Consider the following 21324-nt stretch of genomic DNA (forward strand, 5'->3'; position numbering starts at 1 on the left):
CGCCTCCGCCCCGCCTGACGGCGAACCTGTAACCGCTCCAGCCGAAGGCCCGTCCTTTGGACATCTATCTGCCGATCGCCGAGGTTTCGGTGAACTGGCCGACCCTGGTGATCCTGGGGGCGGTGGTCGGGTTCGTCTCGGGCCTGTTCGGCATCGGCGGGGGCTTCCTGATGGCCCCGATCCTGGTGTTCCTGGGCATTCCCCCGACCGTCGCCGTGGCCAGCCAGGCCAGCCACGTCGTGGCCTCCTCGACCTCGGGCGTGATCCGCTACGCCGGCCAGGGGGCGGTCGACTTCAAGATGGGGTCGGTCATGGCGACCGGCGGGGCGGTCGGCGCCCTGGCGGGGGTGGAGCTGTTTCGATACCTGCGCCTGCTCGGCCAGGCCGATCTGGTGGTGGCCCTGTCCTATCTGGTTTTCCTGGGCGCCATCGGCTGCCTGATGCTGAACGAGAGCCTGACGGAAATCCTGCGCCGCCGCCGGGGCGTGCCGGCGCCGCGCAAGGATCGTCGCCGCCCGATGTGGCTATACGGCCTGCCGCTGCGGATGAAGTTCCCCAAGTCGGGTCTGTACATCAGCGCCCTGCCGCCGTTCGGCCTGGGCGTCTTCGCCGGGGTGCTGTCGGCCATCATGGGGGTGGGCGGCGGCTTCATCCTGGTGCCGGCCATGCTTTATATCCTGCGTATGCGGGCGGGCGCGGTGGTGGGAACCAGCCTGTTCCAGATCATCATCACCACCGCCATCACCACCATCCTGCAGGCCGGACGCAACCAGACGGTCGACGTCGTTCTGTCCACCATCCTGCTGCTGGGCGGGGTGGTGGGGGCCCAGATCGGCGCCCGGTTCGCCGGCCGGTTCCGCGCCGAGGAGCTGCGCGCGGCCCTGGGGCTGATCGTGTTGCTGGTCGGGATCCAGATGGGGCTGGAGCTGTTCGTGCGGCCTGCCGACATCTTCATGCTGGCGCCGGGGATTCCGGAATGATCCAGGCCCTGCCGCCGCCCGATCCCGCACCGGCCGCCGTCGCCGCGCCTGCGTCCGACCGCTCGGAGGCGACCACCGGGACCCTGCGCGTCGCCGCCGCCCTGACGGACGCCCAGGTCCATGTCGATTCCAGTTTCCGGGGCGCGTCGATCGTCCTGTACGGGGCGGTGTTCAATCCGACGCCCGATCCGACCGACGTCGTCGTGGTGGTCCGCGGGCCGGACGCTCCGATCCGCCTGGTCAAGAAGACCCGCACCTCGGGCGTCTGGCTGAACAGCCGGCCGGTGGTGTTCGAGGGCGCGCCGGGCTTCTACATGACCGCCTCGACCCGGCCGCTCAGCGACATCGCCGACTTCGGTCAGTTGCGGCGCCTGGGCGTCGGGGTCGATCACCTTCGCATCGACGCGCCGCAGGAGAGCCGCACGGTCTCGCGTTACGGCGTGCGCGACGTCGTGGTCAGCCGTCTGGGCGACGACTATCTGGACTGGCGCCGCGCCGTGATCCGGCTGAAGGAGGCCGCCGCCCTCTACGACACTGATTCCCAAGGGGTCGAGTTCGTGGACAAAGGGCTGTTCCGCGCCGAGGTCAAGCTGCCGACCGTGGCGCCGACCGGCAAATACTACGCCGAGGTCTGGCTGTTTCAGGACGGCGAGCCGCAGTCGGTCTCCAACCTGACGTTGACGGTCGAGAAGGTGGGGCTGGAGCGCGACATCTACGAGTTCGCCCATCGCCGCCCGTGGCTGTACGGCGTGCTGTGCGTCGTGCTGGCGGCGCTGACCGGCTACGGCGCCTCGCGAATCTTCAGCCGCCGCAGCTGAACCCCAGTTCGTCGCGGAGCGCCTCGGCCGTCAGCCCGCCGGCGCGCAGCTCGGCCAGGGTGACCGACCGATCCCGCTTGGCGTAGCGCCGCCCGTCGGGTCCCGCCAGCAGCCGATGATGACGATAGGTCGGCGCCGGCCAGCCCATCAGCGTCTGGATCAACCGCTGCACAGGGGTGGCGGCGAACAGGTCCTGGCCCCGGATCACATGGGTCACGCCCTGCAGGGCGTCGTCATGGGTCACGGCCAGATGATAGGCGACCCCCGTATCCTTGCGCGCCAGCACGACGTCGCCCGCCGCCGCCGGATCGACGGGCAGGGGGCCCGTCTCTCCATCGGGACCTTCGCCCTCTTCGACGAAGGTCATGCCGTTCCAGACCGCCTCGCCCAGCGCGTCGCGCGCCCGATCCAGCGACAGCCGCCAGGCGAACGGCGCGCCCGAGGCCAGCAATCGCGCCTCCTCCTGCGCCGAATGGGGGCCCGGCCGCACCGCCTCCATGGCGCCGTGCGGCGCGTCGCCGATGGCGTTCAGGATGTCCTTGCGCGTGCGAAAACAGCGATAGAGAAGTTCGCGCGCCCTAAGGCGTTCGATAACGGCGGCGTAGTCGTCCAGATGATCGGACTGACGCCGAACCGGTGCCTCCCAATCCAGCCCCAACCAGGCCAGATCCTCCAGAATCCCGGCCACATATTCGGGCCTGCATCGTGTCGGGTCGATGTCCTCGATCCGCAGCACGAACCGCCCGCCCGCCGCCTTCGCCGCCGACCAGGCCGTCAGGGTCGAAAAGGCATGGCCCTTGTGCAGTCGGCCGGTGGGAGACGGGGCGAAGCGGGTGGCGAACACGGCTAATCTTCGTCCGTGTCCAGCAGATGCGTCCAGTCGCGGGCCGCGTGAAGGATGCGGACGACTTCTATGACAGGGCCGACGCGATAGAAGATGAGATATGCACCGTGAGCCCGTTTCCTCAGGCCAAGCGTAGAAGCCTTGGGATAGCGGTTGGGATTACGCGCCAACTCCCTACACGCGGCCAGCAGTCCTTCCACCAAACGTGCAGCAGCGGGGGGACTGTCCTGTCGGATATACTCGCCGATTTCTCGAATGTCGTCTTGGGCAGGTTCGGTGACGAGGACCTTCATTCGTCGTGAGCCGTGCCGAACCGCGCCAACATCTCCGCGTGAACCGCTTCTAGCGGCCGAACGCGCCCTTCGTCAGCCGCCTTTATGCCTTCCTCCAGCTTGCCCAGCAGGACCGCCAGCCGCGCCTCATGCTCCTGCACCAGTCGGACGCCGGTGCGCAGCACTTCGCTCTTGGAGCCGTAACGGCCGTCGCGCACCAGCCGGTCGACGACCTGCTCCAATGCGCCCAGTTCGACGGTCATGGTCATGGCGGCCTCCTCGATGAAGAAGCCAATAATAGTTATTGGCTCGGTCTGTCGCCAGCCGAAATCCGCCATCGACCGCATTTCCTTGAGCGTCCCGGCGCGTCATAGGTAGGTCATGCCGCTTCAACCCACGCCCGATGACATCGCCGCCGCGCGCGAGGCGCTTGTCGCCGCCGATCCGGCCCTGGCGCGCGTTCACGCCCAGACGCCGCCGTTCGAATGGCGGTTGAGGATCGGCGGGTTCGAGGGGCTGTTTCGCATGATTGTGGAGCAGCAGGTGTCGGTGGCCTCGGCCGCCTCGGTCTGGGCGCGGTTGCGCGAGGGGTTGGGCGAGATCACGCCCGAGCGCCTGCTGGCGTACGATGTGGACCAGTTACGCGGCATGGGCCTGTCGCGTCAGAAGGCGACCTACGGCCAGGGCATGGCCCGCGCCCAGATGGCTGGAGAGATCGATCTGGAGCATCTGTCGAAGCTGGACGACGTGGCGGCCATCGCGGCGTTGACGGCGCTAAAGGGCGTCGGCCTGTGGACGGCCGAGGCCTATCTTCTGATGTGCGAGGGGCGGTTGGACGTGTTCCCCGGCGGGGACGTGGCCTTGCAGGAGGCGATCCGCTGGGCCGACGGCGCCGAAGTTCGGCCCGATCAGAAGGCGGCCTACGCCCGCGCCGAGGTCTGGCGACCGTATCGCGCGGTCGCGACCCATATGCTGTGGGCCTGGTACACGGGCGTCAAGCGCGGCGATATCGTGCTGGAGACGCCCGCATGACCCCGCTGGATCCCGCCCTGACCGAGCCGCTGCGCAACGCCCAGACCGTGCTTTCGGCGCTGGATTTCGCGGGCGTGGCCGTCTTCGCCGCCACCGGCGCCCTGGCCGCCGCGCGCGAAAAGCACGACGTGGTCACCTTCGCCTTCTTCGGGGCCATCACCGGGGTCGGGGGCGGGACCCTGCGCGACCTGTTGCTGGGCCTGCCGGTGTTCTGGGTTCAGGATTGGCGCTATCTGGCCGTCTGCCTGTTCGCCTCGACGGCCCTGTGGCTGGTGGGGCAGCGCGACTGGCGTTTCCGCGCTCTATTATGGCTGGATGCGATCGGCCTGGCGGCCTACGGCGTCATGGGGGCGGCCAAGGCCGAGGCGGCCGGGGCGCCCGCCCTGATCTGCATCGTCATGGGCACGCTGACCGCCTGTTTCGGCGGGGTGGTGCGCGACACCCTGGCGGGCCAGCCGTCCATCCTGCTGCGGCGAGAGATCAACGTCACGGCGGCCATCCTGGCGGCGACCGTCTATATGGCGCTGCGGGCGCCAGGCGTCGGCGTGTGGCCCGCCGCCATCGCCGCCGCCCTCTGCGGCTTCCTGTTGCGAGCGGCGGCGCTGCGGTGGGGCTGGACCCTGCCGGGCTTTCCCACTCATGCCGCGCGGAGTTGAGGCGGGGGCGTCACGAAAACGCTGCACGTCGGTCATGGCGATGAACGGGAATCGCGCGTAGGCTAGCCCCATAAGACTAGGGAAGGAGACGTGTCCTCACCTCTGTCGCCTCAAAATCCCCCCGCCAGAACGGGAGGGCCTGATGCAGGTTCTCCATAGACCGCCGTCCGGTTTCCCGGCCCTGGTGCTGAACGCCGATTTCCGGCCTCTGTCCTATTATCCGCTGTCGCTCTGGCCGTGGGAGGAGGCGGTCAAGGCGGTCTATCAGGACCGCGTCGACGTGGTGTCCCTGTATGACAAGGTGGTGCGATCCCCGTCCATGGAGATGCAGCTCCCCAGCGTGATCGCGCTGAAATCCTATGTCGACCAGGACCGCAGCCCAGCCTTCACCCGTTTCAACGTCTTTTTACGCGACGGGTTCGCCTGCCAGTATTGCGGGCGATCGACCGAGCTGACCTTCGATCACGTCATTCCCCGATCTCAGGGCGGACGCACGACCTGGGACAATATCGTCGCCGCCTGCAGCCCCTGCAACCTCGCCAAGGGCGGCCGCACCCCGCGCCAGGCCATGATGCCGATCCGCCGCGAGCCGTATCGCCCCAACGCCTGGCAACTCCAGGACGCCGGCCGCCGCTTTCCGCCCCACTATCTGCACCAGAGCTGGCTTGACTACCTCTACTGGGACATCGAACTGGAGCCCTGAGGTCCGCGCAACGAAATGACGCAGGGCGGGCCTTTGCGGGTCGGTGAACCATTTCGCGATCAGGCGGTTAGCCCATCCTGACACAGGGAGAGGGCAGGCATGAACACCCATGAGATTTCGGGGGCGGTGATCCGACCGCTGCACAGGCTGTTGCTGGCGTTTCCGGTCGCCTTGTTCACCTTCGCCCTGTTCACCGACATCGCCTATCTGCGGACAGCGGAGATGCAATGGTCGAACTTCTCGGCCTGGTCGATCGCGCTGGCCCTGGTGTTCGGCGGGATTGCGGGCGTCTTTTCCATCGTCGATCTGGTGCTGTCGTTGCGCCGGGGGCGGTCGACCTGGCGGATCGTTCATGTGGCGACGCTCGCCCTGGCCTGGCTGCTGGGCCTGGTGAACGCCTTCAAACACAGCCAGGACGCCTGGAGCTCGGTCGGCGCGTTCGGCCTTATCCTGTCGCTTCTTTGCACCCTGCTGGTCCTGGTCGCCGGCTGGACCGCCTATGCCGATCGGGAGATCGTCCGATGAACAAGAACATCCTGGCCGCCAGCGCCGCGACCCTGGCCGTGGCCCTGACGGTGGCGTCGTGCGGCTCCTCGAGCGATCCCAAGTTGAATCAGAAGGGCGCCACGCCCGACCTTCCCCGGGTCAACGAGACCCTGGTCCCAGCCATGAAGATCAGCCCGCCGGCGGCCTGGAACGGCGAGACGCCCGCCGTGCCCGAAGGCTTCACCATCAGCGCCTTCGCCACCGATCTGAAGATTCCGCGCCAGATGCTGGTGCTGCCCAACGGCGACGTTCTGGTCGCCGAAGGACGCGGCGGGGGCGCGCCGGCGGTGCGGCCCAAGGACGTCATCGCGGGCGTCATCAAGAAACAGGGCAATACCAAGATCGACGGCGGAAACCGCATCACCCTGTTGCGTGACGCCAACAACGACGGCGTGCCGGAACTGCGCACCGTTCTGGTCGAGAACCTGAACGCCCCCTACGGCCTGGCCTGGGTGGAGGGCTATCTCTACGTCGCAGAGCAGGACGCCCTGGTCCGCTTCCCGTTCCAGCCTGGTCAGACCGGCATCAGCACCCGGCCCGAGCGGGTCACAGAACTGCCGTCGCGCCTGAACCACCACTGGACCAAGGCCATGACGGTCAGCGCCGATGGGACCAAGCTGTATGTCGGCATCGGCTCCAACTCCAACATCGGCGAACGCGGGTTGGAGGTCGAGGAAGAACGCGCCGTGGTGTGGGAGATCGACCGGGCGACCGGCGCGCGACGCACCATCGCCACCGGCATCCGCAACCCCACCGCACTGGCCATCGAGCCGGGCACCAGCCTGTTATGGTCGGTGGTGAATGAGCGGGACGAACTGGGGCCGCAACTGGTGCCCGACTATCTGACCCAGGTGAAGGACGGGGCCTTCTACGGCTGGCCCTACAGCTACTGGGGTCAGAACCTGGACCCGCGCGTGATGCCGCAGAAGCCCGATCTGGTGGCGCGCGCGATCAAGCCGGACTACGCCCTGGGATCGCACGTGGCGGCGCTGGGTCTGGACTTCGCGCGCAACGGCGGCTTCGGCGGCCCGTTCGCCAACGGCGCCTTCATCGGCATGCACGGCAGCTGGAACCGCCAGGATCCGTCCGGGTACAAGGTCGTCTTCGTGCCGTTCAACAATGGCCGGCCTAGCGGCCAGCCGGTCGATTTCGCCACCGGCTTCCTGAAGGACGGCAAGGCGCGCGGTCGCCCGGTGGGGGTGTCCTTCGACCAGAACAAGCGCATCCTGCTGGTCGCCGACGATCTGTCCAACACCGTCTGGCGGATCGCGCCGCGCGGCTGAGGCGGGTCAGTCGCGAACTGTTGCTATGGGCGACGGCCGGCGCCGTTCGTTCTGTGGGCGCCGTCGACGCAGGCGGCGGTCGGCGCGAGCCATCTCGTTGAACGTGAGATCGGGCGACTGTCGGAAGGCGGCGCGCAACTGTTCGATACGGCCTGGCGCCCAGGCGGCCGCGACGCCGGCCGATCCGGCCAGGAAGTCGATGATCGAGACGGTGCGCCCCGTCAGCCCCTGCAGCAGTTCAAGCGCGAAGGCGGCGGCGACGACGAACAGGGCCAGATCGTCGCGACGCTGACGCGGGGCGATCAGGAACAGGCCGCTGGCCAAGCCATAGAAGGCGACCACATGGGCGGTCTTGTCGTTCAGGCCGAACATCTGTTCCACCCCCTGAAACGGACCCAGCATCAGCACCGCCATACTCAAGCTGGCGGCCACGAACATAAGGCGGGCGGCCATGACGATGTGGCGCGGCGTGAGCATGAGGCGGGCGTCCCTGGATCCGATGCCGTCCCACTGTGCATGGCCCGCCCCAAGACGCGGTGAAGCGACGTGCTGAACGCTTTACGAACGCCGCGCCAGCACCAAACGGATCAGCGCAGCACTGACCAAGTCAGCGCATGGACCCGGTCGCGTCCGAGGGCGGCGGCCAGCGGCGGGGTCGCGAACAGATTGGCCACCGCCGGATCGCGCACATTCAGTCCCCCGGTGAAGGCGCCGAAGGCCGGCAGCACGATCCGGCGCCCGTCCGTTACAAAACAGGGCCGCCGCACCCCGCGACCATAGGCGGCGACGCGCGCGGCTGGATGCAGGTGGCCCGCCACCTCGCCATGGCGGTCGCCTTCGGCCGACAGCGGCTCCGGCTCGTGCGTCAAACGCAGCGGGCCCAAAATCATGTCGCCGACGATCCGTCCGGGCAGGCGGCTGACGCTTTCGGCGTCACGCTTCAGCGCCTCGCGGTCGTGATTGCCCTCCAGCCACAGCCAGTCGCGCCCGCCCGCCAGCCGATCCAGTCGGGCCCGGTCCTCGACCGCCATGCGCGGAACCGCCCTGGTGTCGTGGAAACTGTCGCCCAACAGGACCACCCGTTCGGGCGCCAGCGCCTCGACCTCGGCTTCCAGCCGATCAAGGGTCGCGCGGCTGTCATAGGGGGGAAGCATCTGGCCGCGCACGGCGAAGGCCGACCCCTTCTCCAGGTGCAGATCGGCGACGATCAGGGTGTGGTGGGCCGGAACCCACATCGCCCCCGAACAGCGCAGCACGCAGACCTCGCCCGCGACCCGAACGCTGAGGGAGCCGCACGTCCGGCGCGCCGGGGCCAGGGTCTGACGCAGGGCCGCGTTCATACCGCCCCGCCCGTGACGGCGTCCGGTTCGTCGTCGTCCATCACCTCGGCGATCAGCATTTCGGCGCTCTCGTCCAGGATCATCTCGGCGGCGTCCCCGCCTACCCTCTCGCGTCCGATCTGGACCAGGACCGGCACGCAGAAGGGCGACGGGCGGGTCAGGGGCTGATGGCGGATTCGCCCCTCGATCCGTGTCAGCATCTGGCCCAGGCGCGACACGTCCAGCAGGCCGGAAGCCGCGTCGGCGCGGGCGGTCTTCAGCAGCAGATGGTCGGGTTGGTGGCGGCGCAGCACGTCGTAGATCAGGTCGGTGGAGAAGGTCACCTGCCGGCCGGTCTTTTCGGCGCCGGGCTGGCGGCGTTCGATCAAGCCCGAGATCAGGGCGCAATTGCGGAAGGACCGCTTCATCATGAAGCTTTCCTCCAGCCAGGCCTCCAGATCGTCGCCCAGCATGTCTGGCTGGAACAGGGCGTCCAGGTCGATCCTGTCCATCGGCCGGATCGACCAGATGGCCAGCGAATAGTCAGTGACGACGAACCCCAGCGGCCCGACGCCCAGCCGGTCCAGCCGCCGCGTCAGCAGCATGCACAGGGTGGTGTGGGCCAGATTGCCCTCGAACGGATAGGCGACCAGGAAGTGACGGCTGCCGCGCGGGAAGGTCTCGACCAGCATGGATTCGGCGTCGGGAATGACCGAGCGGGTTTCCTGCAACTCCAGCCATTCCTGCACGTCGGGAGGCAGGACGCGCCAGTGGTCGCGGTCGTGGACCATGTCGCGCACCCGGTCGGCCAGGGAGGTGGACAGCGGGAACTTCGATCCGCCCCAGGACGGGATTTTGGGGTCGCTGTCGTTGGCGTGCGTCACCAAGGCGTCGGCGCCCGTGATGCCCTGAAACGCCCAGATCTGGCCGGCGAATTGGAAGGTGTCGCCGGGCGTCAGCTGTTCGAAATACCATTCCTCGGCCTCGCCCACCTTGCGACCGCCGATCAGCTGGCGCGACGCCCCGCCCCGGCGGCTGGCGACGCGGACGTTCAGGGTTCCGGCAGAGACGATGGCGCCGACATTCATGCGGTGGCGCTGGGCGATCTGCTGGTTTCGCACCTTCCAGCGCCCGTCCTGCGTCCGCACGATGCGGGCGAAGCGGTCATAGGTCCGCAGGGCGTATCCGCCGGTGGCGACGAAATCGACCACCTCCTCAAACTGCTCCCACGTCAGGTCGCGATAGGGGCCGCAGCCGATGATCTCGTCATACAGGGCCTGCATGTCGAAGGGTTCGGAACAGCCCACGCCCATGACGTGCTGGGCCAGGGTGTCCAGGGTGCCAATGTGGATCGGCTCCCAGTCGAAGGCGTTGGCGGCGACGGCCTCGCGCGCGGCCTGGCACTCCAGCATCTCGAACCGGCTGGCGGGCACCATCAGGGCGCGCGACGGCTCGTCCAGCCGGTGGTTGGCCCGGCCGATCCGCTGGACCAGACGGCTGGAGCCCTTGGGCGCCGCCATCTGGATGACCAGATCGACGTCGCCCCAGTCGATGCCGAGGTCCAGGGTGGAGGTGCAGACCACGGCCCGCAGGTCGCCGCGCGCCATCGCCGCCTCGATCTTGCGGCGTTGCTCCGCCGCCAGGGAGCCGTGGTGCAGGCCGATGGGCAGGTTGTCGTCGTTGATCGCCCAAAGCTGCTGGAACACGAACTCCGACTGCCAGCGGGTGTTGACGAAGATCAGGGCCAGGGTCGAGCGCTGGATGGCGGCATAGACTTCGGGAATGGCGTGCCGCCCCGTATGGCCCGCCCACGGCACCTTGCCCTCCGAGATCAGCACGTCGATGACCGCCGGCGCGCCGGGGTCGCCCTTGACCAGGGTCACAGTATCGAGAGGGCCTCCAGCCGGCGCCAACCATCCCCGGATCAGATCGGGGTCTTCGATGGTTGCGCTCAGCCCCACCCGCCGCATCTGGGGCGCAAAGCTCTGCAACCGGCCCAAGCCCAGCGACAGCAGGTCGCCGCGCTTGCCGCTCCAGATCGCATGCACCTCGTCCAGCACGACGCATTTCAGGTCGGCGAAATAGGCTCGGGCGCCCTCCCAGGCGCAGAACAGGGCCAGCTGTTCAGGCGTGGTCAGCAGGATGTCGGGTGGGAAATCCCTCTGCCGCTGGCGCTTGGACTGTTTCGTGTCGCCGGTGCGGGTCTCGACATGGATGTTCAGCCCGATCTCGCGGATCGGGGTCATAAGGTTGCGCTCGACGTCGGTGGTCAGGGCCTTTAGCGGCGACAAATAGAGGGTGTGGACCCCCGATCCCGGCCCGATCTCAGGCCTCGGCCCCCGCTCCGCCAGATCGATCAGGCTGGGCAGAAACCCCGCCAGCGTCTTGCCGCCGCCAGTCGGCGCGACCAGCAGGGCGTGCGCCCCGGCTTGACCCGCCACGACCATCTCCAACTGATGCCGCCGAGGCGACCAGCCGCGGCTGGCGAACCAGTCGGCGAAAAGCGGGGGGAGGGACGTCACCTCAGACGAGCGCCCACGCAGGTCTGACCGTTCCATGCGTCGCCTGAATCCAGGCAGGAATCCTGGGCGATGGCGGCGCTGAGCGGCGGCCAGGCGATGAATCCGATCAGGACGACAATCGCTGCCGCCAGCAGGGTCACGGCCAGCAGGCCCTTGGGGGTCAGAAGCTTCGTCTTGGCGGCCATGAGCCAGAAATAGCGCGCCAGAGCGCCGGTCGCTAGATGTTCCCGTTCCGTTTCGCTTTGAGGCTCGCTATCTATCGGCTGTGTCAGACGAATCCGTCATTGCAGAAACGATCCAGACCGGGCGCCAACTCTGGTTCGACCTGCCGCCCGCACTGGCGACGCCGCCGGGCGCGGGGGCCGTGTGCGATGATGCGGGGGCCAGAAAGATCGGCCGTGGGGCGGCTGAGGGCTTCTTCACCACCGGGCCGGTTCTGGTGGCCCATGCGTCCCTGACGGCGCGGCGGTTGGGCCTGACGCCGCCGCCGCGATCATCTGATCTGAAGGACGTGTTGGAGCTTTACGCCTTTGTGCGACCGGCGCGGTTCTGTGCGCCGTCGCCGACGGGGCTGGCCCTGTCGCTAGGTCTGGCCGAACCGAAGTCGGCGGAGGAACAGGCGGCGGCGCTGCGCGAGGCGGCTGGTCTGCTGCTGAGCGAACTGGCGCAGCCGGCCTATCCTGAGCGGGAGGCGGCCTATGTCCTGGCCCTGACGATGCAGCGCGCAGGCTGGGCCTGGGGTGAGCGGGTGGTTCAGGCGCTAGAGGCGGGCGGGGTGCGGGCGCGCCAGCATCGCGGATCGGGTCTCGACGTCTGGTCGCGCCTGACGGAGTGGGAGGACGAGGCGCCGCGGGGCGAGGCGGGATCGGCCCCGGTCGACAGCGAGAGCGCGCGCATCCGGCTGGAGAAGCTGCTTCAGGCCTCGGGCCTGGACGAGACGCGGCCCAGCCAGTCCGACTACGCCGCCGAGGCCGCCTTCGCCTTTTCGCCGCGCAACGACGAGGGACGACCCCGCGTCCTGCTGGCCGAGGCGGGGACCGGCACGGGCAAGACTCTGGGCTATCTGGCGCCCGCCTCCCTGTGGGCCGAGCGGAACCAGGGGGCGGCCTGGATTTCGACCTATACCCGCGCCCTGCAACGCCAGATCGACCGCGAGAGCCATTCGCTGTGGCCCGATCCGGCCGAGCGCAAGAAGAAGGCGGTGATCCGCAAGGGGCGCGAAAACTATCTGTGCGTCCTGAACCTGCAGGACATGGTTCAGGCGGCCCAGTTGGGGAACGGCGACCTGATCGGCTTGGCGCTGGTCGGCCGTTGGGCGCTGCATACGCGCGACGGCGACATGACGGGGGGGGACTTTCCCGGCTGGCTGCCCGGCCTGTTCGCCCAGCCGGCGGCCCATGCGGCGGGGGCGGGGAACCTGGTGGATCGGCGGGGCGAGTGCGTTCACGCCGCCTGTCCGCACTACCGCACCTGTTTCGTCGAAAAGACCATCCGCGCCAGCCGCCGCGCGGATCTGGTCATCGCCAATCATGCCCTGGTCCTGACGCAGGCGGCGTTCGACGGCGCGCGGTCGGCGCGGGGCCAGCAGCAGGACGGCGAGACGGCGGCCCTTAAGCGGATCGTCTTCGACGAGGGCCACCATCTGTTCGACGCCGCCGACAGCGCGTTTTCCGCCTGTCTGTCCGGTCAGGAGGCGGCGGAGCTGCGTCGCTGGATTCGCGGGCCGGAGGGGCGGGGGCGTCGTGGGCGCGGGCTGGAGCAGCGCCTGGGCGACATGGTCAATGACAATGAGGCGGCGCTGAAGGCGTTGCAGGACGCCATCCGCGCCGCCGCCGCCCTGCCGGGCGAGGGGGTGTCGGGTCGGGTCGCGCCCGCCTCGGGCGAGGTCAATCCCATCGGTCCGATCGAGGCCTTCCTGGCCGCCGCCCTGGACCAGTTGCGGGCGCGCACGGCCGAGACCAATACCTATGGCGGGCCAGAGTTCGGCATGGAGTGCGCGCTGAAACCCGTCACCGATCCTGTGGCGGAGACCGCGCGCGCGGCGGCCCAGGCCCTGGCGGCCATAGAGGCGCCGTTGCTGGCCCTGTCGCGGCATCTGGAGGACATTCTGGACGACGAGGCCGCCGAATTGGACGGGTCGCAGCGCTCCCGCATCGAGGGCGCCTTGCGCGGACTGGACCGGCGCGCGCGCATGACCCTGCCGGGCTGGCGGTCGATGCTGGCGGCGCTGGAGGACGGCGGCGACCAACCGGACCCGGATTTCGTCGACTGGCTGTCGGCCGAGACGGCGTTCGGCCGCATCCACGACGTGGCCCTGCGCCGCCACTGGATCGACCCGACCGTGCCGCTGGAGGCCGCCGTGATCGTGCCCTCGCATGGGGTGCTGGTGACGTCGGCGACCCTGTCCGATCCCTTGCAGGAAGACCCGTTCGATCTGGCGCGGCTGCGGACCGGATCGGCGCGGCTGATCGAGCCGCCGCGCACCCTGAAGGTCGAAAGCCCGTTCGATTACGCCGCCAACAGCCGGGTCATCGTCGTCAACGACCTGATCAAGGACGATCCCCGCCAGACGGCGGCGGCGATGCGCGAACTGTTCCTGGCCGCCGGGGGCGGGGGCCTGGGTCTGTTCACCGCCATCCGTCGTCTGAAGGCGGTCTATGAGCGGCTGGGGCCGGACCTGGCGAAGTCTGGCTTTCCGCTGTACGCCCAGCACGTCGATCCGCTGGAGGTCGGGGCGTTGGTCGACATGTTCCGGGTCGAGGAGAACGCGTGCCTCCTTGGCACCGACGCTGTGCGGGACGGGGTGGATGTGCCGGGGCGGTCCTTGCGGGTTCTGGCCTTCGACCGGGTGCCGTGGCCGCGTCCGGACCTGCTGCACAAGGCGCGGCGCGAACGTCTGGGTGGAAAAGGCTATGACGACGCCATCGCCCGCGCACGCATCGCCCAGGCTTTCGGCCGCCTGATCCGGCGTGGCGACGACAAGGGGGTGTTCCTGATGCTGGACGCCGCCACCCCCACCCGCCTGTTCGCCAGCCTGCCGCCGGGAACCGAGGTGCAACGTATGGGTCTGGCCGATGCGGTGGAGCTGACCCGCAGTTTCCTGAACCCCGAGCCGGCCTGAGCCATGTCCAAGACCACTCCCGCGACCGTCGCCCTGACCAAGGCCGGCGTCGCCTTCCTCCTGCACCCCTACGACTACGATCCCGACGCGCCGCGCACGGGATTGCAGGCGGCGGAAGCCCTGGGCTGGGCGCCGGAACAGGTGTTCAAGACCCTGATGACGCTGGTCGACGGCGCGCCCGCCTGCGTCGTCGTGCCCTCCGACTGCGAGGTCAGCATGAAGAAGCTGGCGGCTGTCTTCGCAGCCAAGTCGGCCCATATGATGAAGCCCGCCGACGCCGAGCGGCTGACCGGCTTCAAGGTCGGCGGGGTCAGCCCGTTCGGTCAGCGAAAGGTCGTCAGGACCGCCCTGGACGAGACCGCGATCCTGTTCGACCGCATCCTGATCAACGCCGGACAACGCGGCCTGCTGCTGGAGATCGCGCCCGAGGACGCCCGGCGCGCCGCCGACGCCGTAATGGCCGATCTGACCGCCTAGAAACCCGTCGCCCGACTGCGGTATAGGACGACGAACGCCGGAGCCTGCATGACCGAAACCCCGCCCGCGAGACACAGCCGTAAGGGCCTGTATGCGCCCTTCATCCTGGTGCTGATCGTCCTCGCGGGGTGGACCGGCTGGTGGTTCTATCTGACGCGCCAGATCGACACGCGGCTGGAGGCCCAGGTCCAAACCCTGCGCCAGGGCGGCTGGACTGTGCGCTACGATGACAAGACCATCACGGGCTGGCCGTTCCGCACCCATGTCGTGCTGGATCGCCTGGTGATCGGCATGCCGTCGGGCCACGCCCTGGCCGCGCCCGAGCTGACGGCCGAAGCCAACGCCTATCAGCCGACCAAATGGGTCGTGGCGGCGCCGCAGGGGCTGGTCCTGACCCGCGCCGGCAAGGGCGAGGTGGCGGTCAAGGGCGACGCCATCCGCATGAGCGCCAGCGGCATCGACCAGCGCTGGCCCAATCTGGCGCTGGAGATGGTCAATCCGATCTTCACGACCCAGACCGGCGCCGAACCCTTTCCCATCGCCCGCGCCGAACGGATCGAGCTTTACGCCCGCCCGCATCTGGAAGGCTCGACCGCGCCGGCCGACGACGTCGACGTAATGTTCCGTCTGGTCGGCGGCCAGGGCCGCGCCGACGGTCCGGTCGAGGGTTTCGCCCAGGACGGCTATCTGACGACCCAGCTGGAGGCCGTGGTCGGCCGGGCCAGCCTGTTGAAGACAGGCGGGGACGCCGCCGGGGTCTTTTCCGCCTGGACCAGGGCGGGCGGCGCCTTCCGCGACGTGCGCGGCGATCTTCAGGCGGGCGACAGCCGCGCCACATTGACCAGCGACCTGTTGAAGGCCGACACGAACGGCCGACTGACGGGCCAGGTGGAACTGCAGGCGCAAAAGCCGTTGCCGGCGCTGTCCGGCCTGATGGCGACGCGCCAGGGCGCGGTCAATCGCATCGGCGCGGCGGGGGCGGCCGCAGCGGCGGGCGCGGCCCAGGCGACGGGGCAGGAGCAACTGCCGCTGACGCTGGTGTTCCGCGACGGACGAACCTGGCTGGGGCCCTTCCCCCTGGCCCCGGCGCCCAAGTTGTTCTGATGAGCCTGCTGGACGAACCGCAAATGGACGCGGACCTGCTGGCGCTGGACCAGGCTGTGGTCCGCGCCGTGGCCGCGCGCATCGCGGCGGGACCACGCGACAGGCTTGACGCCGCCGCCATCGCTCTGCGCGGGCTGCTGGACGGCCTGTCGCCGGTCGAGGCCGCCGTTGTCAAGACGGTCTGGGGTCGGCTGGAGGCGGCGACCGGCCCGGCCCTGGTCGCCAGCGGCGGCGTGGCCCAGGCCCTGGCGACGGATCGGTTTGGCCTGGGCATCCGCCCCCTGTCGGCAGAGGACGCGCTGAAGGCGGCGGATTCGGGATCGCGCGCGGTGATCGACCTGTCGTCCGACCGCCCGTGGTGGGGGCGGCTGCTGGCGCGGCCCGACCTTCGGATCGTCGCCGCCCTGCCGGACGACCGGCGCGGCCGGCCTCAGGCGTTCGTCGTGGCCAGGGAGACGTCCGGGCCCACCGGCGCCGACCGCAGCTTCTGGGTCACCGACAGCGGCTGGTCCGAGACCAAGATCGCGGAGGCCCTGGGCGAGGCTGGGCTGGTCGCCGACCCGCTGGCGGCGGCGGGCGGGTTGAAGCTGTTCGTGCTGACAGGTTATGTGCAGGCCGATGACGGGCGGCTGACGACCGCGCCCGGCCGATTGAACGGCGTCATCGGCGCCGCCCCCCTCTATTAGTTCAAGGCTTCTCATGACCGACGCGACCGCGACCGCGACCCCAGGCCCTGCGCCCCAAGGCCCGACGCCCAAGCCCGGCATCCTCGACATCGCCCCCTATGTGGGCGGCAAGTCGTCTATCGCGGGCGTCGCCGAGCCGATGAAGCTGTCGTCGAACGAGAACATGCTGGGCGCAGGCGAAAAGGCGCGCGCCGCCTATGAAGCCGCCGTCCGGAACATCCACATCTATCCCGACGGCCGCGCCGGCAAACTGCGGGCCGCCGTGTCCGATCTGCACGGGCTGGAGCCAGAGCGGCTGATCTTCGGCAATGGCTCGGACGAGGTCTTCGCCCTGCTGAACCAGACCTATCTGACGGCGGGCGACAACATCGTCTGCGGCCAGTACGGCTTTTTGGCCTACCGCATCAGCGCCCTGGGCTGCGAGGCCCAGGTCAAGCTGGCGCCCGAGCCGAACTTCAAGGCCGAGGTCGACGCCCTCTTGGCCCAAGTCGATGACCGCACCAAGATCGTCTATGTCTCCAACCCGTCCAACCCCACCGGCAGCTACAACACTGGCGAGGAAATTCGCCGCCTGCACGCCGCCCTTCCGTCGCACGTCATTCTGGTCGTGGACGAGGCCTATGCGGAATATGTGACCGAGGCGGACTGGGAGACGTCATTCCCGCTGGCCAGGGACGCCGAGAACATCGTCGTCACCCGCACCTTCTCCAAGATCCACGGCCTGGGGGGCTTACGCATCGGCTTCGGCTATGCGCCTGTCGCGGTGGCCGAGGCCATTGACCGCATCCGCCTGCCATTCAACGTTTCGGTTCCGGGGCTGGAGGCGGCGACGGCCGCCCTGTCCGACACGGCGCACCAGGAGGCGTCGCGTGAGCTGATCACGACGTGGAAGCCGCGCCTGACCCAGGCCCTGCGCGGCTTCGGCTTCGAGGTCCTGCCCAGCGCCGGCAACTTCGTCCTGGTGCTGTTCGACGCCGCCGACCGCGCCGCCGCCGCCAACGACTATCTGAACACAAAGGGCATCATCGTCCGCCCGGTCGGCGGCTATGGCCTGCCCCAGGGCCTGCGCATCACGATCGGCACGGAAGATCAGAACCGCGCCGTGATCGACGCCATGAGCGAGTTTGCGGCGACCTGATCGGTCGCCGCCTTTTCGTCGTCAGCCGCCGAAGCGACGGGCGATGAAGACGCCGGTGCGGATGGCGTCGTCATTCCTGGACAGGGGGCTGTCGGCGACGTCGCCCAGCCGACGTTCATAGTTGAGCAGGCCGCCAGCGCCCCACTTGTCGCCGATCGGAACCAGCAGGATCAGACTGGCGCCGGCGCCCTGCAGGCCGCCGCCCGGCGAATAGGCGGCGATGCCGTTGGCCGTCGCTTCCGAGGGGCTGACGCCATAGTAGGCGTCGGCCAGTTTGGCGTCGCCGCCGCGCACATAGACCGAGGCGTTCAGAAGCCCGACCGGCGTCACCCGCTGATGGCCGACGGAGGCGTAGTATTCGGTGCCCTCGCTGACGTCGCTGATGTCGCGGCTGATGCGGCCGCCGACGACGACGTTGCCTGGCAGGCGTTTGAAGGCGTAGGCGGCCAGATCGGCGCCGAAGCCAGGCCTGTCCAGCGCCAGCCCCTCGATATCATCGGCCGAGAAGCGCGGGCGAACCTGCACCCCGGCGCGGAAATCGTCGGTCTTGACCACATTCCAGCCCAGACCGTCGATCGGCGTCAGATAGACGATGTCGCGATAGTTGGCCGAAATCCAGGGCGCGACCGTGGTCTTGGAGCCGGTGTCGCCATTGCTGTCGTTACGATACAGCACCCCCGCCCCCAGATCGACGGTCCAGCCTTCGGCGGCGGGCCGGACCTGTTCGTAGGGCTGCGACTGCGCGAAGGCGGAACCGGCTAAGGCCGTTGCGGCGATGGCGGCCGTCATGGCCAGGAAGCGCAGGGACATGGAAGTTCCTCGATTGTAGTTCAGATCACCCGATACGCTCGGGCCGGCCGTTTGGCTTCAACAACCCCAACGACGCCGTTTCGATGCGACTTTCCAGCAACGCCATCATGGCGCCGCGCTTCAGGCCGGCGGGGATGGGGTCCAGGAATTCGAACACCACCACCCCGGGATTGCGGCGAAAGCCGTGGGCCGGCCAGTGAACGCCCGAGTTGGTGGCCACGGGCCAGCAGGGGCCTTCCAGATCGCGATAGATGGCGGCGACGCCGGGCTTGTAGTCGCCCGGCACGCCGGGGTCGTTGCGCGTGCCCTCGGGGAAGATGACGATCTGGCGGCCTTCGGACAGACGGTCCTTGGCCTGGCGGGTCATGTCCTTCAGCGCCTTGGCGTGACCAGCGCGGTCCACGGCGATCATCTTGGCCTTCCAGGCGAACCAGCCGAAGAAGGGCAGGGGCATCAGCTCCTTCTTCATGACGAAGCAGGCGTCGGGCAGCACCGCCAGCAGGGCGACGATATCCAGCATCCCCTGGTGCTTGGAGGCGACCAGTGCGGCGCCCGACGGACAGTTCTCCAGCCCCCGGAACTCCACCCTAACCCCGGCGATCCAGCGCAGGCCGAACAGCACCGACTTGGCCCACATCTGGATGACGCCCATGGCGAACCCATGCGGCATCAGAAGCGCCGGCGACAGGCCGACGGCGAAGACCGGCATCGACAGATACAGCCAGACGGTGAACAGGAGGGAGCGCAGCATAGTCACCTAAGCGGGGGCCTTTTCTTCGGCGGCGGAAACGGGCGTCGCGGCGGCGGCGGGCTGCTCGCGGGTCAGGCGACGCAGGCCTTCGCGCCCCAGGACGGCCAGGTATTTCATATATTCCAGCGTCATGCGCCGCGCCGTCACCGCCGCCCGCCACCAGCGCGCGTTGTCCAGCGATGGGGTCGAGACGGCGTATGGCGTCAGCTTGACCCCCGGCAACTGGCCCCGAATCTCCACCAGCGAGCGCGGCATATGATAGTCGGACGTCACCACGATCAGGCTGCGATAGCCCTTCGACCGCGCCCAGGCGGCGATCTCCTGGGCGTTGCCGACCGTATCCTCGGCCTCGAAGCCCAGATCGACGCAGCAGTTGAACAGGCGGCTGGAGCCGGGCGTCAGTTCGCGCAGCTCGCGGCGGCGCACCTCGCGGTTGACGCCCGAGATCAGCACCCGCTCGCCCTTGCCCTGTTCCAGCAGGCGGATGGCGGCGTTGACGCGCTCGGACGACGGGCCCGTCAGCGCCACGATGGCGTCGGCGCGGGCGGGATCCTCGGCGGGCGTCAGTTCGCGCACACGGTGGGCGAAGGCGAACAGTCCGACCAGCCAGATCAGGCCGGCGATGAAGACGACGCTCAACAGTCTCATGCGTCCCCCCCGCTCGCGCCCGAAGCCAACACCCGCATGGCGGCGAATCTCGCGGCCAGAACCGCAACCGTAGCCGCCAGCAGCGGGCATGGCGAGAGCAGCAACAGGTCGCCCCACGCCACGGGCAGCGCCGCCGTCAGGCCGCCCGACCCGCCCAGCAGCCGCAGCAAAGCAACCAAGATCGCGGCCAGGCCCGCCCCTATGGCGCCGGCGGCGGCGGCCAGCAGACCGAAACGGCGCTGGAACAGGCTGGCGATCCGTCCGTCCGTCGCCCCGTTCAGGCTCAGGGTCTGGATCACGTCCCGCCCGGCGGCCAGGCCTGCGCGGGTGGCGTAGGCGATGGCGGCGGCGGCAGCCAGGGCCGTGGCCAGGAAGGCGGCCCCGGCCAGGACGGTGATCAGATTGGCCGAACGCTCCACCTCGCCGCGCCACAGGCTGTGGTCGTCGACCGTGGCGTCCAGGCCCGCCTCGGCCAAGGCGCGGCTCAGGGTGACGGCGCTGGCGGGGGCCTGGGGGTTCAGCCGCACGGTGACCAGATGCGGCAGGGGCAGGTCGGGCAGGACCGCATCCCCCAGCCAGGGACGCAGCAGATCCTCGGCCGCCTTGCGGTCCAGGGCGGCGGCCTCCTCCACCCCGGCGACGCCCGACAGGGTCTCGGCCGCGCGGGCGGCGGCGGTGTCGCCGGTCTCGCCGACGCGGGGGCGCACCTGGACGGTGGCCTCGGCGCCCAGTTGGCGCGCCCAGCCGTGGGCGGCGCGGTCTGCGGCGGAGGCGGCCACGGCGGCCAGACAGGCCAGGAAACATAGCACGGCGATCACCGTCATCAGCCACGGCTCGCCTGCGGCGGCGGGCGGCAACAGACCGGGCCGGCGGCTGGTCAGGCTGAAATCCGAAAGGCGGATCATGCGGCGGCCCGCCCCGGCTCGTGCAGCCGCCCGCCCTCCAGCCGCAGGACGCGCGCGCCCGAGCGTTCGGCCAGCCCCTGGTCGTGGCTGGCGATCAGCACCGTGGCGCCCAGTTTGTTCAGAGACTGGAACAGGCGCAGCAGCTTGTCGGCCATCACCGCATCGACGCTGCCGGTCGGTTCGTCAGCCACGATCAGGCCGGGCCGGGCGATCACCGCGCGCGCGATGGCCAGCCGCTGCTTCTCGCCGCCGGACAGGGCCGGGGGGCGGGCGTCCATGCGACGGCCCAGGCCCACCCATTTCAGCATCTCCTCCACATCGGCGGCGTAATCGGCTTCGGCGCCCCCCGCCAGCCGCAAGGGCAGGGCGGCGTTGTCGAAGGCCGACAGATGGTCCAGCAGGCGAAAATCCTGGAACACCACCCCCATGCGGCGACGAAAGGCGGGGATGTCGCGCCGATCGATATGGGTGACATCGGCCCCGAACAGGCGAAGACCGCCTCGCAGCGGACGGTCCGCCAGGGTCAGCAGGCGCAGCAGCGAGGACTTGCCCGCCCCGGACGGGCCGGTAAGAAAGTGGAAAGAGCCGCGCGGCAAAATGAGGTTAACGTCCCGCAATACGTCGGGCGCGCCCGCATAGCCGAAGCCGACGCCCGACAGGCGCACGGTCTCGGTCATGAGGGCGGGTTCGGCGGACGGCATGGGATGAC

At 69.2% G+C, this 21324-nt stretch carries 24 protein-coding genes; 12 read left to right on the top strand and 12 right to left on the bottom strand.

Annotated elements, in window-relative coordinates; genetic code table 11:
* Nucleotides 1–56: 56 nt before the first annotated feature.
* Together ACYX4P_RS04555 and ACYX4P_RS04560 are read left to right on the top strand one after the other, a co-directional pair.
* Complete coding sequence (locus ACYX4P_RS04555) at nucleotides 57–980, top strand: sulfite exporter TauE/SafE family protein (protein ID WP_248119277.1); 924 nt, start codon at nucleotides 57–59, stop codon at nucleotides 978–980.
* Complete coding sequence (locus tag ACYX4P_RS04560; protein WP_248119276.1) at nucleotides 977–1798, top strand: TIGR02186 family protein; 822 nt, start codon at nucleotides 977–979, stop codon at nucleotides 1796–1798. The genes ACYX4P_RS04555 and ACYX4P_RS04560 overlap by 4 nt, the downstream gene beginning before the upstream one ends.
* Here ACYX4P_RS04560 and gluQRS read toward each other — a convergent pair.
* The 3 genes from gluQRS to ACYX4P_RS04575 are packed head-to-tail and all read right to left on the bottom strand — an operon-like array spanning nucleotide 1782 to nucleotide 3183.
* Nucleotides 1782–2642 (bottom strand): tRNA glutamyl-Q(34) synthetase GluQRS, encoded by an 861-nt coding sequence (gene gluQRS / locus ACYX4P_RS04565; RefSeq protein WP_248119275.1) that lies wholly within the window; start codon nucleotides 2640–2642, stop codon nucleotides 1782–1784. The two genes, ACYX4P_RS04560 and gluQRS, sit on opposite strands and share 17 nt — an antisense overlap.
* Before the next feature lie 2 nt (nucleotides 2643–2644).
* Nucleotides 2645–2935: a type II toxin-antitoxin system RelE/ParE family toxin gene (locus tag ACYX4P_RS04570; protein WP_248119274.1), complete on the bottom strand. Its 291-nt coding sequence runs from the start codon at nucleotides 2933–2935 to the stop codon at nucleotides 2645–2647.
* Nucleotides 2932–3183: a type II toxin-antitoxin system ParD family antitoxin gene (locus ACYX4P_RS04575; protein ID WP_292075022.1), complete on the bottom strand. Its 252-nt coding sequence runs from the start codon at nucleotides 3181–3183 to the stop codon at nucleotides 2932–2934. Before ACYX4P_RS04575 ends, ACYX4P_RS04570 begins: the two co-directional genes overlap by 4 nt.
* 112 nt (nucleotides 3184–3295) lie before the next feature.
* Between ACYX4P_RS04575 and ACYX4P_RS04580 the strand changes: the two genes are divergently transcribed.
* The 5 genes from ACYX4P_RS04580 to ACYX4P_RS04600 all read left to right on the top strand — a co-directional run bounded on the left by ACYX4P_RS04580 (nucleotide 3296) and on the right by ACYX4P_RS04600 (nucleotide 7134).
* Nucleotides 3296–3946, top strand: coding sequence for a DNA-3-methyladenine glycosylase family protein (locus tag ACYX4P_RS04580; protein WP_292047914.1), 651 nt, complete (start codon nucleotides 3296–3298; stop codon nucleotides 3944–3946).
* Entirely contained in the window at nucleotides 3943–4602 is a 660-nt protein-coding gene (locus ACYX4P_RS04585; RefSeq protein ID WP_248119268.1) for a trimeric intracellular cation channel family protein, read from the top strand. Before ACYX4P_RS04580 ends, ACYX4P_RS04585 begins: the two co-directional genes overlap by 4 nt.
* Before the next feature lie 142 nt (nucleotides 4603–4744).
* Nucleotides 4745–5305, top strand: a complete 561-nt coding sequence (locus ACYX4P_RS04590; protein WP_248119267.1) for an HNH endonuclease — start codon at nucleotides 4745–4747, stop codon at nucleotides 5303–5305.
* Nucleotides 5306–5404: 99 nt separating this feature from the next.
* The gene (locus tag ACYX4P_RS04595) at nucleotides 5405–5830 is read left to right on the top strand and encodes a DUF2231 domain-containing protein (RefSeq protein ID WP_248119265.1); all 426 of its coding nucleotides are present in this window, start codon (nucleotides 5405–5407) and stop codon (nucleotides 5828–5830) included.
* Nucleotides 5827–7134, top strand: coding sequence for a PQQ-dependent sugar dehydrogenase (locus tag ACYX4P_RS04600; RefSeq protein WP_248119264.1), 1308 nt, complete (start codon nucleotides 5827–5829; stop codon nucleotides 7132–7134). Before ACYX4P_RS04595 ends, ACYX4P_RS04600 begins: the two co-directional genes overlap by 4 nt.
* Before the next feature lie 6 nt (nucleotides 7135–7140).
* On the opposite strand, the gene ACYX4P_RS04605 is transcribed toward ACYX4P_RS04600, so the two are convergent.
* The 4 genes from ACYX4P_RS04605 to ACYX4P_RS04620 all read right to left on the bottom strand — a co-directional run bounded on the left by ACYX4P_RS04605 (nucleotide 7141) and on the right by ACYX4P_RS04620 (nucleotide 11160).
* Nucleotides 7141–7611, bottom strand: coding sequence for a hypothetical protein (locus tag ACYX4P_RS04605; protein ID WP_248119262.1), 471 nt, complete (start codon nucleotides 7609–7611; stop codon nucleotides 7141–7143).
* 110 nt (nucleotides 7612–7721) lie between these two features.
* Nucleotides 7722–8474, bottom strand: a complete 753-nt coding sequence (gene pdeM / locus ACYX4P_RS04610; RefSeq protein ID WP_248119260.1) for a ligase-associated DNA damage response endonuclease PdeM — start codon at nucleotides 8472–8474, stop codon at nucleotides 7722–7724.
* Nucleotides 8471–11011 (bottom strand): ligase-associated DNA damage response DEXH box helicase, encoded by a 2541-nt coding sequence (locus ACYX4P_RS04615; RefSeq protein ID WP_374322395.1) that lies wholly within the window; start codon nucleotides 11009–11011, stop codon nucleotides 8471–8473. The genes pdeM and ACYX4P_RS04615 overlap by 4 nt, the downstream gene beginning before the upstream one ends.
* Complete coding sequence (locus ACYX4P_RS04620) at nucleotides 10972–11160, bottom strand: hypothetical protein (RefSeq protein ID WP_248119257.1); 189 nt, start codon at nucleotides 11158–11160, stop codon at nucleotides 10972–10974. Before ACYX4P_RS04620 ends, ACYX4P_RS04615 begins: the two co-directional genes overlap by 40 nt.
* An 80-nt stretch (nucleotides 11161–11240) precedes the next feature.
* On the opposite strand from ACYX4P_RS04620, the gene ACYX4P_RS04625 reads away from it, so the two are divergent.
* From ACYX4P_RS04625 to hisC, 5 genes are read left to right on the top strand one after another with little or no spacing between them, the layout of a single operon-like run.
* Complete coding sequence (locus tag ACYX4P_RS04625) at nucleotides 11241–14096, top strand: ATP-dependent DNA helicase (protein WP_248119256.1); 2856 nt, start codon at nucleotides 11241–11243, stop codon at nucleotides 14094–14096.
* A 3-nt stretch (nucleotides 14097–14099) separates the two neighbouring features.
* Nucleotides 14100–14573: a Cys-tRNA(Pro) deacylase gene (ybaK, locus tag ACYX4P_RS04630; RefSeq protein WP_248119254.1), complete on the top strand. Its 474-nt coding sequence runs from the start codon at nucleotides 14100–14102 to the stop codon at nucleotides 14571–14573.
* Nucleotides 14574–14621: 48 nt separating this feature from the next.
* Nucleotides 14622–15677, top strand: a complete 1056-nt coding sequence (locus tag ACYX4P_RS04635; RefSeq protein ID WP_248119252.1) for a DUF2125 domain-containing protein — start codon at nucleotides 14622–14624, stop codon at nucleotides 15675–15677.
* Complete coding sequence (locus ACYX4P_RS04640; protein ID WP_248119250.1) at nucleotides 15677–16363, top strand: hypothetical protein; 687 nt, start codon at nucleotides 15677–15679, stop codon at nucleotides 16361–16363. The genes ACYX4P_RS04635 and ACYX4P_RS04640 overlap by 1 nt, the downstream gene beginning before the upstream one ends.
* 13 nt (nucleotides 16364–16376) lie before the next feature.
* Complete coding sequence (gene hisC, locus ACYX4P_RS04645; RefSeq protein ID WP_248119249.1) at nucleotides 16377–17501, top strand: histidinol-phosphate transaminase; 1125 nt, start codon at nucleotides 16377–16379, stop codon at nucleotides 17499–17501.
* A 21-nt stretch (nucleotides 17502–17522) separates the two neighbouring features.
* Here hisC and ACYX4P_RS04650 read toward each other — a convergent pair whose 3' ends face one another.
* From ACYX4P_RS04650 to ACYX4P_RS04670, 5 genes are read right to left on the bottom strand one after another with little or no spacing between them, the layout of a single operon-like run.
* Nucleotides 17523–18311 carry a MipA/OmpV family protein gene (locus ACYX4P_RS04650; protein ID WP_248119247.1) on the bottom strand — a complete coding sequence of 263 codons (789 nt, stop codon included), beginning with the start codon at nucleotides 18309–18311 and terminating at the stop codon, nucleotides 17523–17525.
* A 25-nt stretch (nucleotides 18312–18336) separates the two neighbouring features.
* Nucleotides 18337–19068, bottom strand: coding sequence for a lysophospholipid acyltransferase family protein (locus tag ACYX4P_RS04655; protein ID WP_248119245.1), 732 nt, complete (start codon nucleotides 19066–19068; stop codon nucleotides 18337–18339).
* Nucleotides 19069–19710 carry a YdcF family protein gene (locus ACYX4P_RS04660; RefSeq protein WP_248119244.1) on the bottom strand — a complete coding sequence of 214 codons (642 nt, stop codon included), beginning with the start codon at nucleotides 19708–19710 and terminating at the stop codon, nucleotides 19069–19071.
* Entirely contained in the window at nucleotides 19707–20615 is a 909-nt protein-coding gene (locus ACYX4P_RS04665) for a cell division protein FtsX (RefSeq protein WP_248119242.1), read from the bottom strand. The genes ACYX4P_RS04660 and ACYX4P_RS04665 overlap by 4 nt, the downstream gene beginning before the upstream one ends.
* Nucleotides 20612–21292, bottom strand: coding sequence for a cell division ATP-binding protein FtsE (locus ACYX4P_RS04670; protein ID WP_248119240.1), 681 nt, complete (start codon nucleotides 21290–21292; stop codon nucleotides 20612–20614). Before ACYX4P_RS04670 ends, ACYX4P_RS04665 begins: the two co-directional genes overlap by 4 nt.
* Nucleotides 21293–21324 lie beyond the last annotated feature (32 nt).

The sequence above is a fragment of the Brevundimonas sp. ABV4_179 genome, from assembly GCF_056311945.1.

What these genes read in the sequence shown, in the direction of transcription:
- ACYX4P_RS04660 (WP_248119244.1), bottom strand. Translation starts at nt 19,710, where the DNA reads ATGAGACTGTTGAGCGTCGTCTTCATCGCCGGCCTGATCTGGCTGGTC.
- pdeM (WP_248119260.1), bottom strand. Translation starts at nt 8,474, where the DNA reads ATGAACGCGGCCCTGCGTCAGACCCTGGCCCCGGCGCGCCGGACGTGC.
- ACYX4P_RS04600 (WP_248119264.1), top strand. Translation starts at nt 5,827, where the DNA reads ATGAACAAGAACATCCTGGCCGCCAGCGCCGCGACCCTGGCCGTGGCC.
- ACYX4P_RS04620 (WP_248119257.1), bottom strand. Translation starts at nt 11,160, where the DNA reads ATGGCCGCCAAGACGAAGCTTCTGACCCCCAAGGGCCTGCTGGCCGTG.
- ACYX4P_RS04595 (WP_248119265.1), top strand. Translation starts at nt 5,405, where the DNA reads ATGAACACCCATGAGATTTCGGGGGCGGTGATCCGACCGCTGCACAGG.
- ACYX4P_RS04560 (WP_248119276.1), top strand. Translation starts at nt 977, where the DNA reads ATGATCCAGGCCCTGCCGCCGCCCGATCCCGCACCGGCCGCCGTCGCC.
- ACYX4P_RS04580 (WP_292047914.1), top strand. Translation starts at nt 3,296, where the DNA reads ATGCCGCTTCAACCCACGCCCGATGACATCGCCGCCGCGCGCGAGGCG.
- ACYX4P_RS04615 (WP_374322395.1), bottom strand. Translation starts at nt 11,011, where the DNA reads ATGGAACGGTCAGACCTGCGTGGGCGCTCGTCTGAGGTGACGTCCCTC.
- ACYX4P_RS04590 (WP_248119267.1), top strand. Translation starts at nt 4,745, where the DNA reads ATGCAGGTTCTCCATAGACCGCCGTCCGGTTTCCCGGCCCTGGTGCTG.
- ACYX4P_RS04665 (WP_248119242.1), bottom strand. Translation starts at nt 20,615, where the DNA reads ATGATCCGCCTTTCGGATTTCAGCCTGACCAGCCGCCGGCCCGGTCTG.
- ACYX4P_RS04640 (WP_248119250.1), top strand. Translation starts at nt 15,677, where the DNA reads ATGAGCCTGCTGGACGAACCGCAAATGGACGCGGACCTGCTGGCGCTG.
- ybaK (WP_248119254.1), top strand. Translation starts at nt 14,100, where the DNA reads ATGTCCAAGACCACTCCCGCGACCGTCGCCCTGACCAAGGCCGGCGTC.
- hisC (WP_248119249.1), top strand. Translation starts at nt 16,377, where the DNA reads ATGACCGACGCGACCGCGACCGCGACCCCAGGCCCTGCGCCCCAAGGC.
- ACYX4P_RS04605 (WP_248119262.1), bottom strand. Translation starts at nt 7,611, where the DNA reads ATGCTCACGCCGCGCCACATCGTCATGGCCGCCCGCCTTATGTTCGTG.
- ACYX4P_RS04650 (WP_248119247.1), bottom strand. Translation starts at nt 18,311, where the DNA reads ATGTCCCTGCGCTTCCTGGCCATGACGGCCGCCATCGCCGCAACGGCC.
- ACYX4P_RS04635 (WP_248119252.1), top strand. Translation starts at nt 14,622, where the DNA reads ATGACCGAAACCCCGCCCGCGAGACACAGCCGTAAGGGCCTGTATGCG.
- ACYX4P_RS04570 (WP_248119274.1), bottom strand. Translation starts at nt 2,935, where the DNA reads ATGAAGGTCCTCGTCACCGAACCTGCCCAAGACGACATTCGAGAAATC.
- ACYX4P_RS04575 (WP_292075022.1), bottom strand. Translation starts at nt 3,183, where the DNA reads ATGACCATGACCGTCGAACTGGGCGCATTGGAGCAGGTCGTCGACCGG.
- ACYX4P_RS04670 (WP_248119240.1), bottom strand. Translation starts at nt 21,292, where the DNA reads ATGACCGAGACCGTGCGCCTGTCGGGCGTCGGCTTCGGCTATGCGGGC.
- ACYX4P_RS04585 (WP_248119268.1), top strand. Translation starts at nt 3,943, where the DNA reads ATGACCCCGCTGGATCCCGCCCTGACCGAGCCGCTGCGCAACGCCCAG.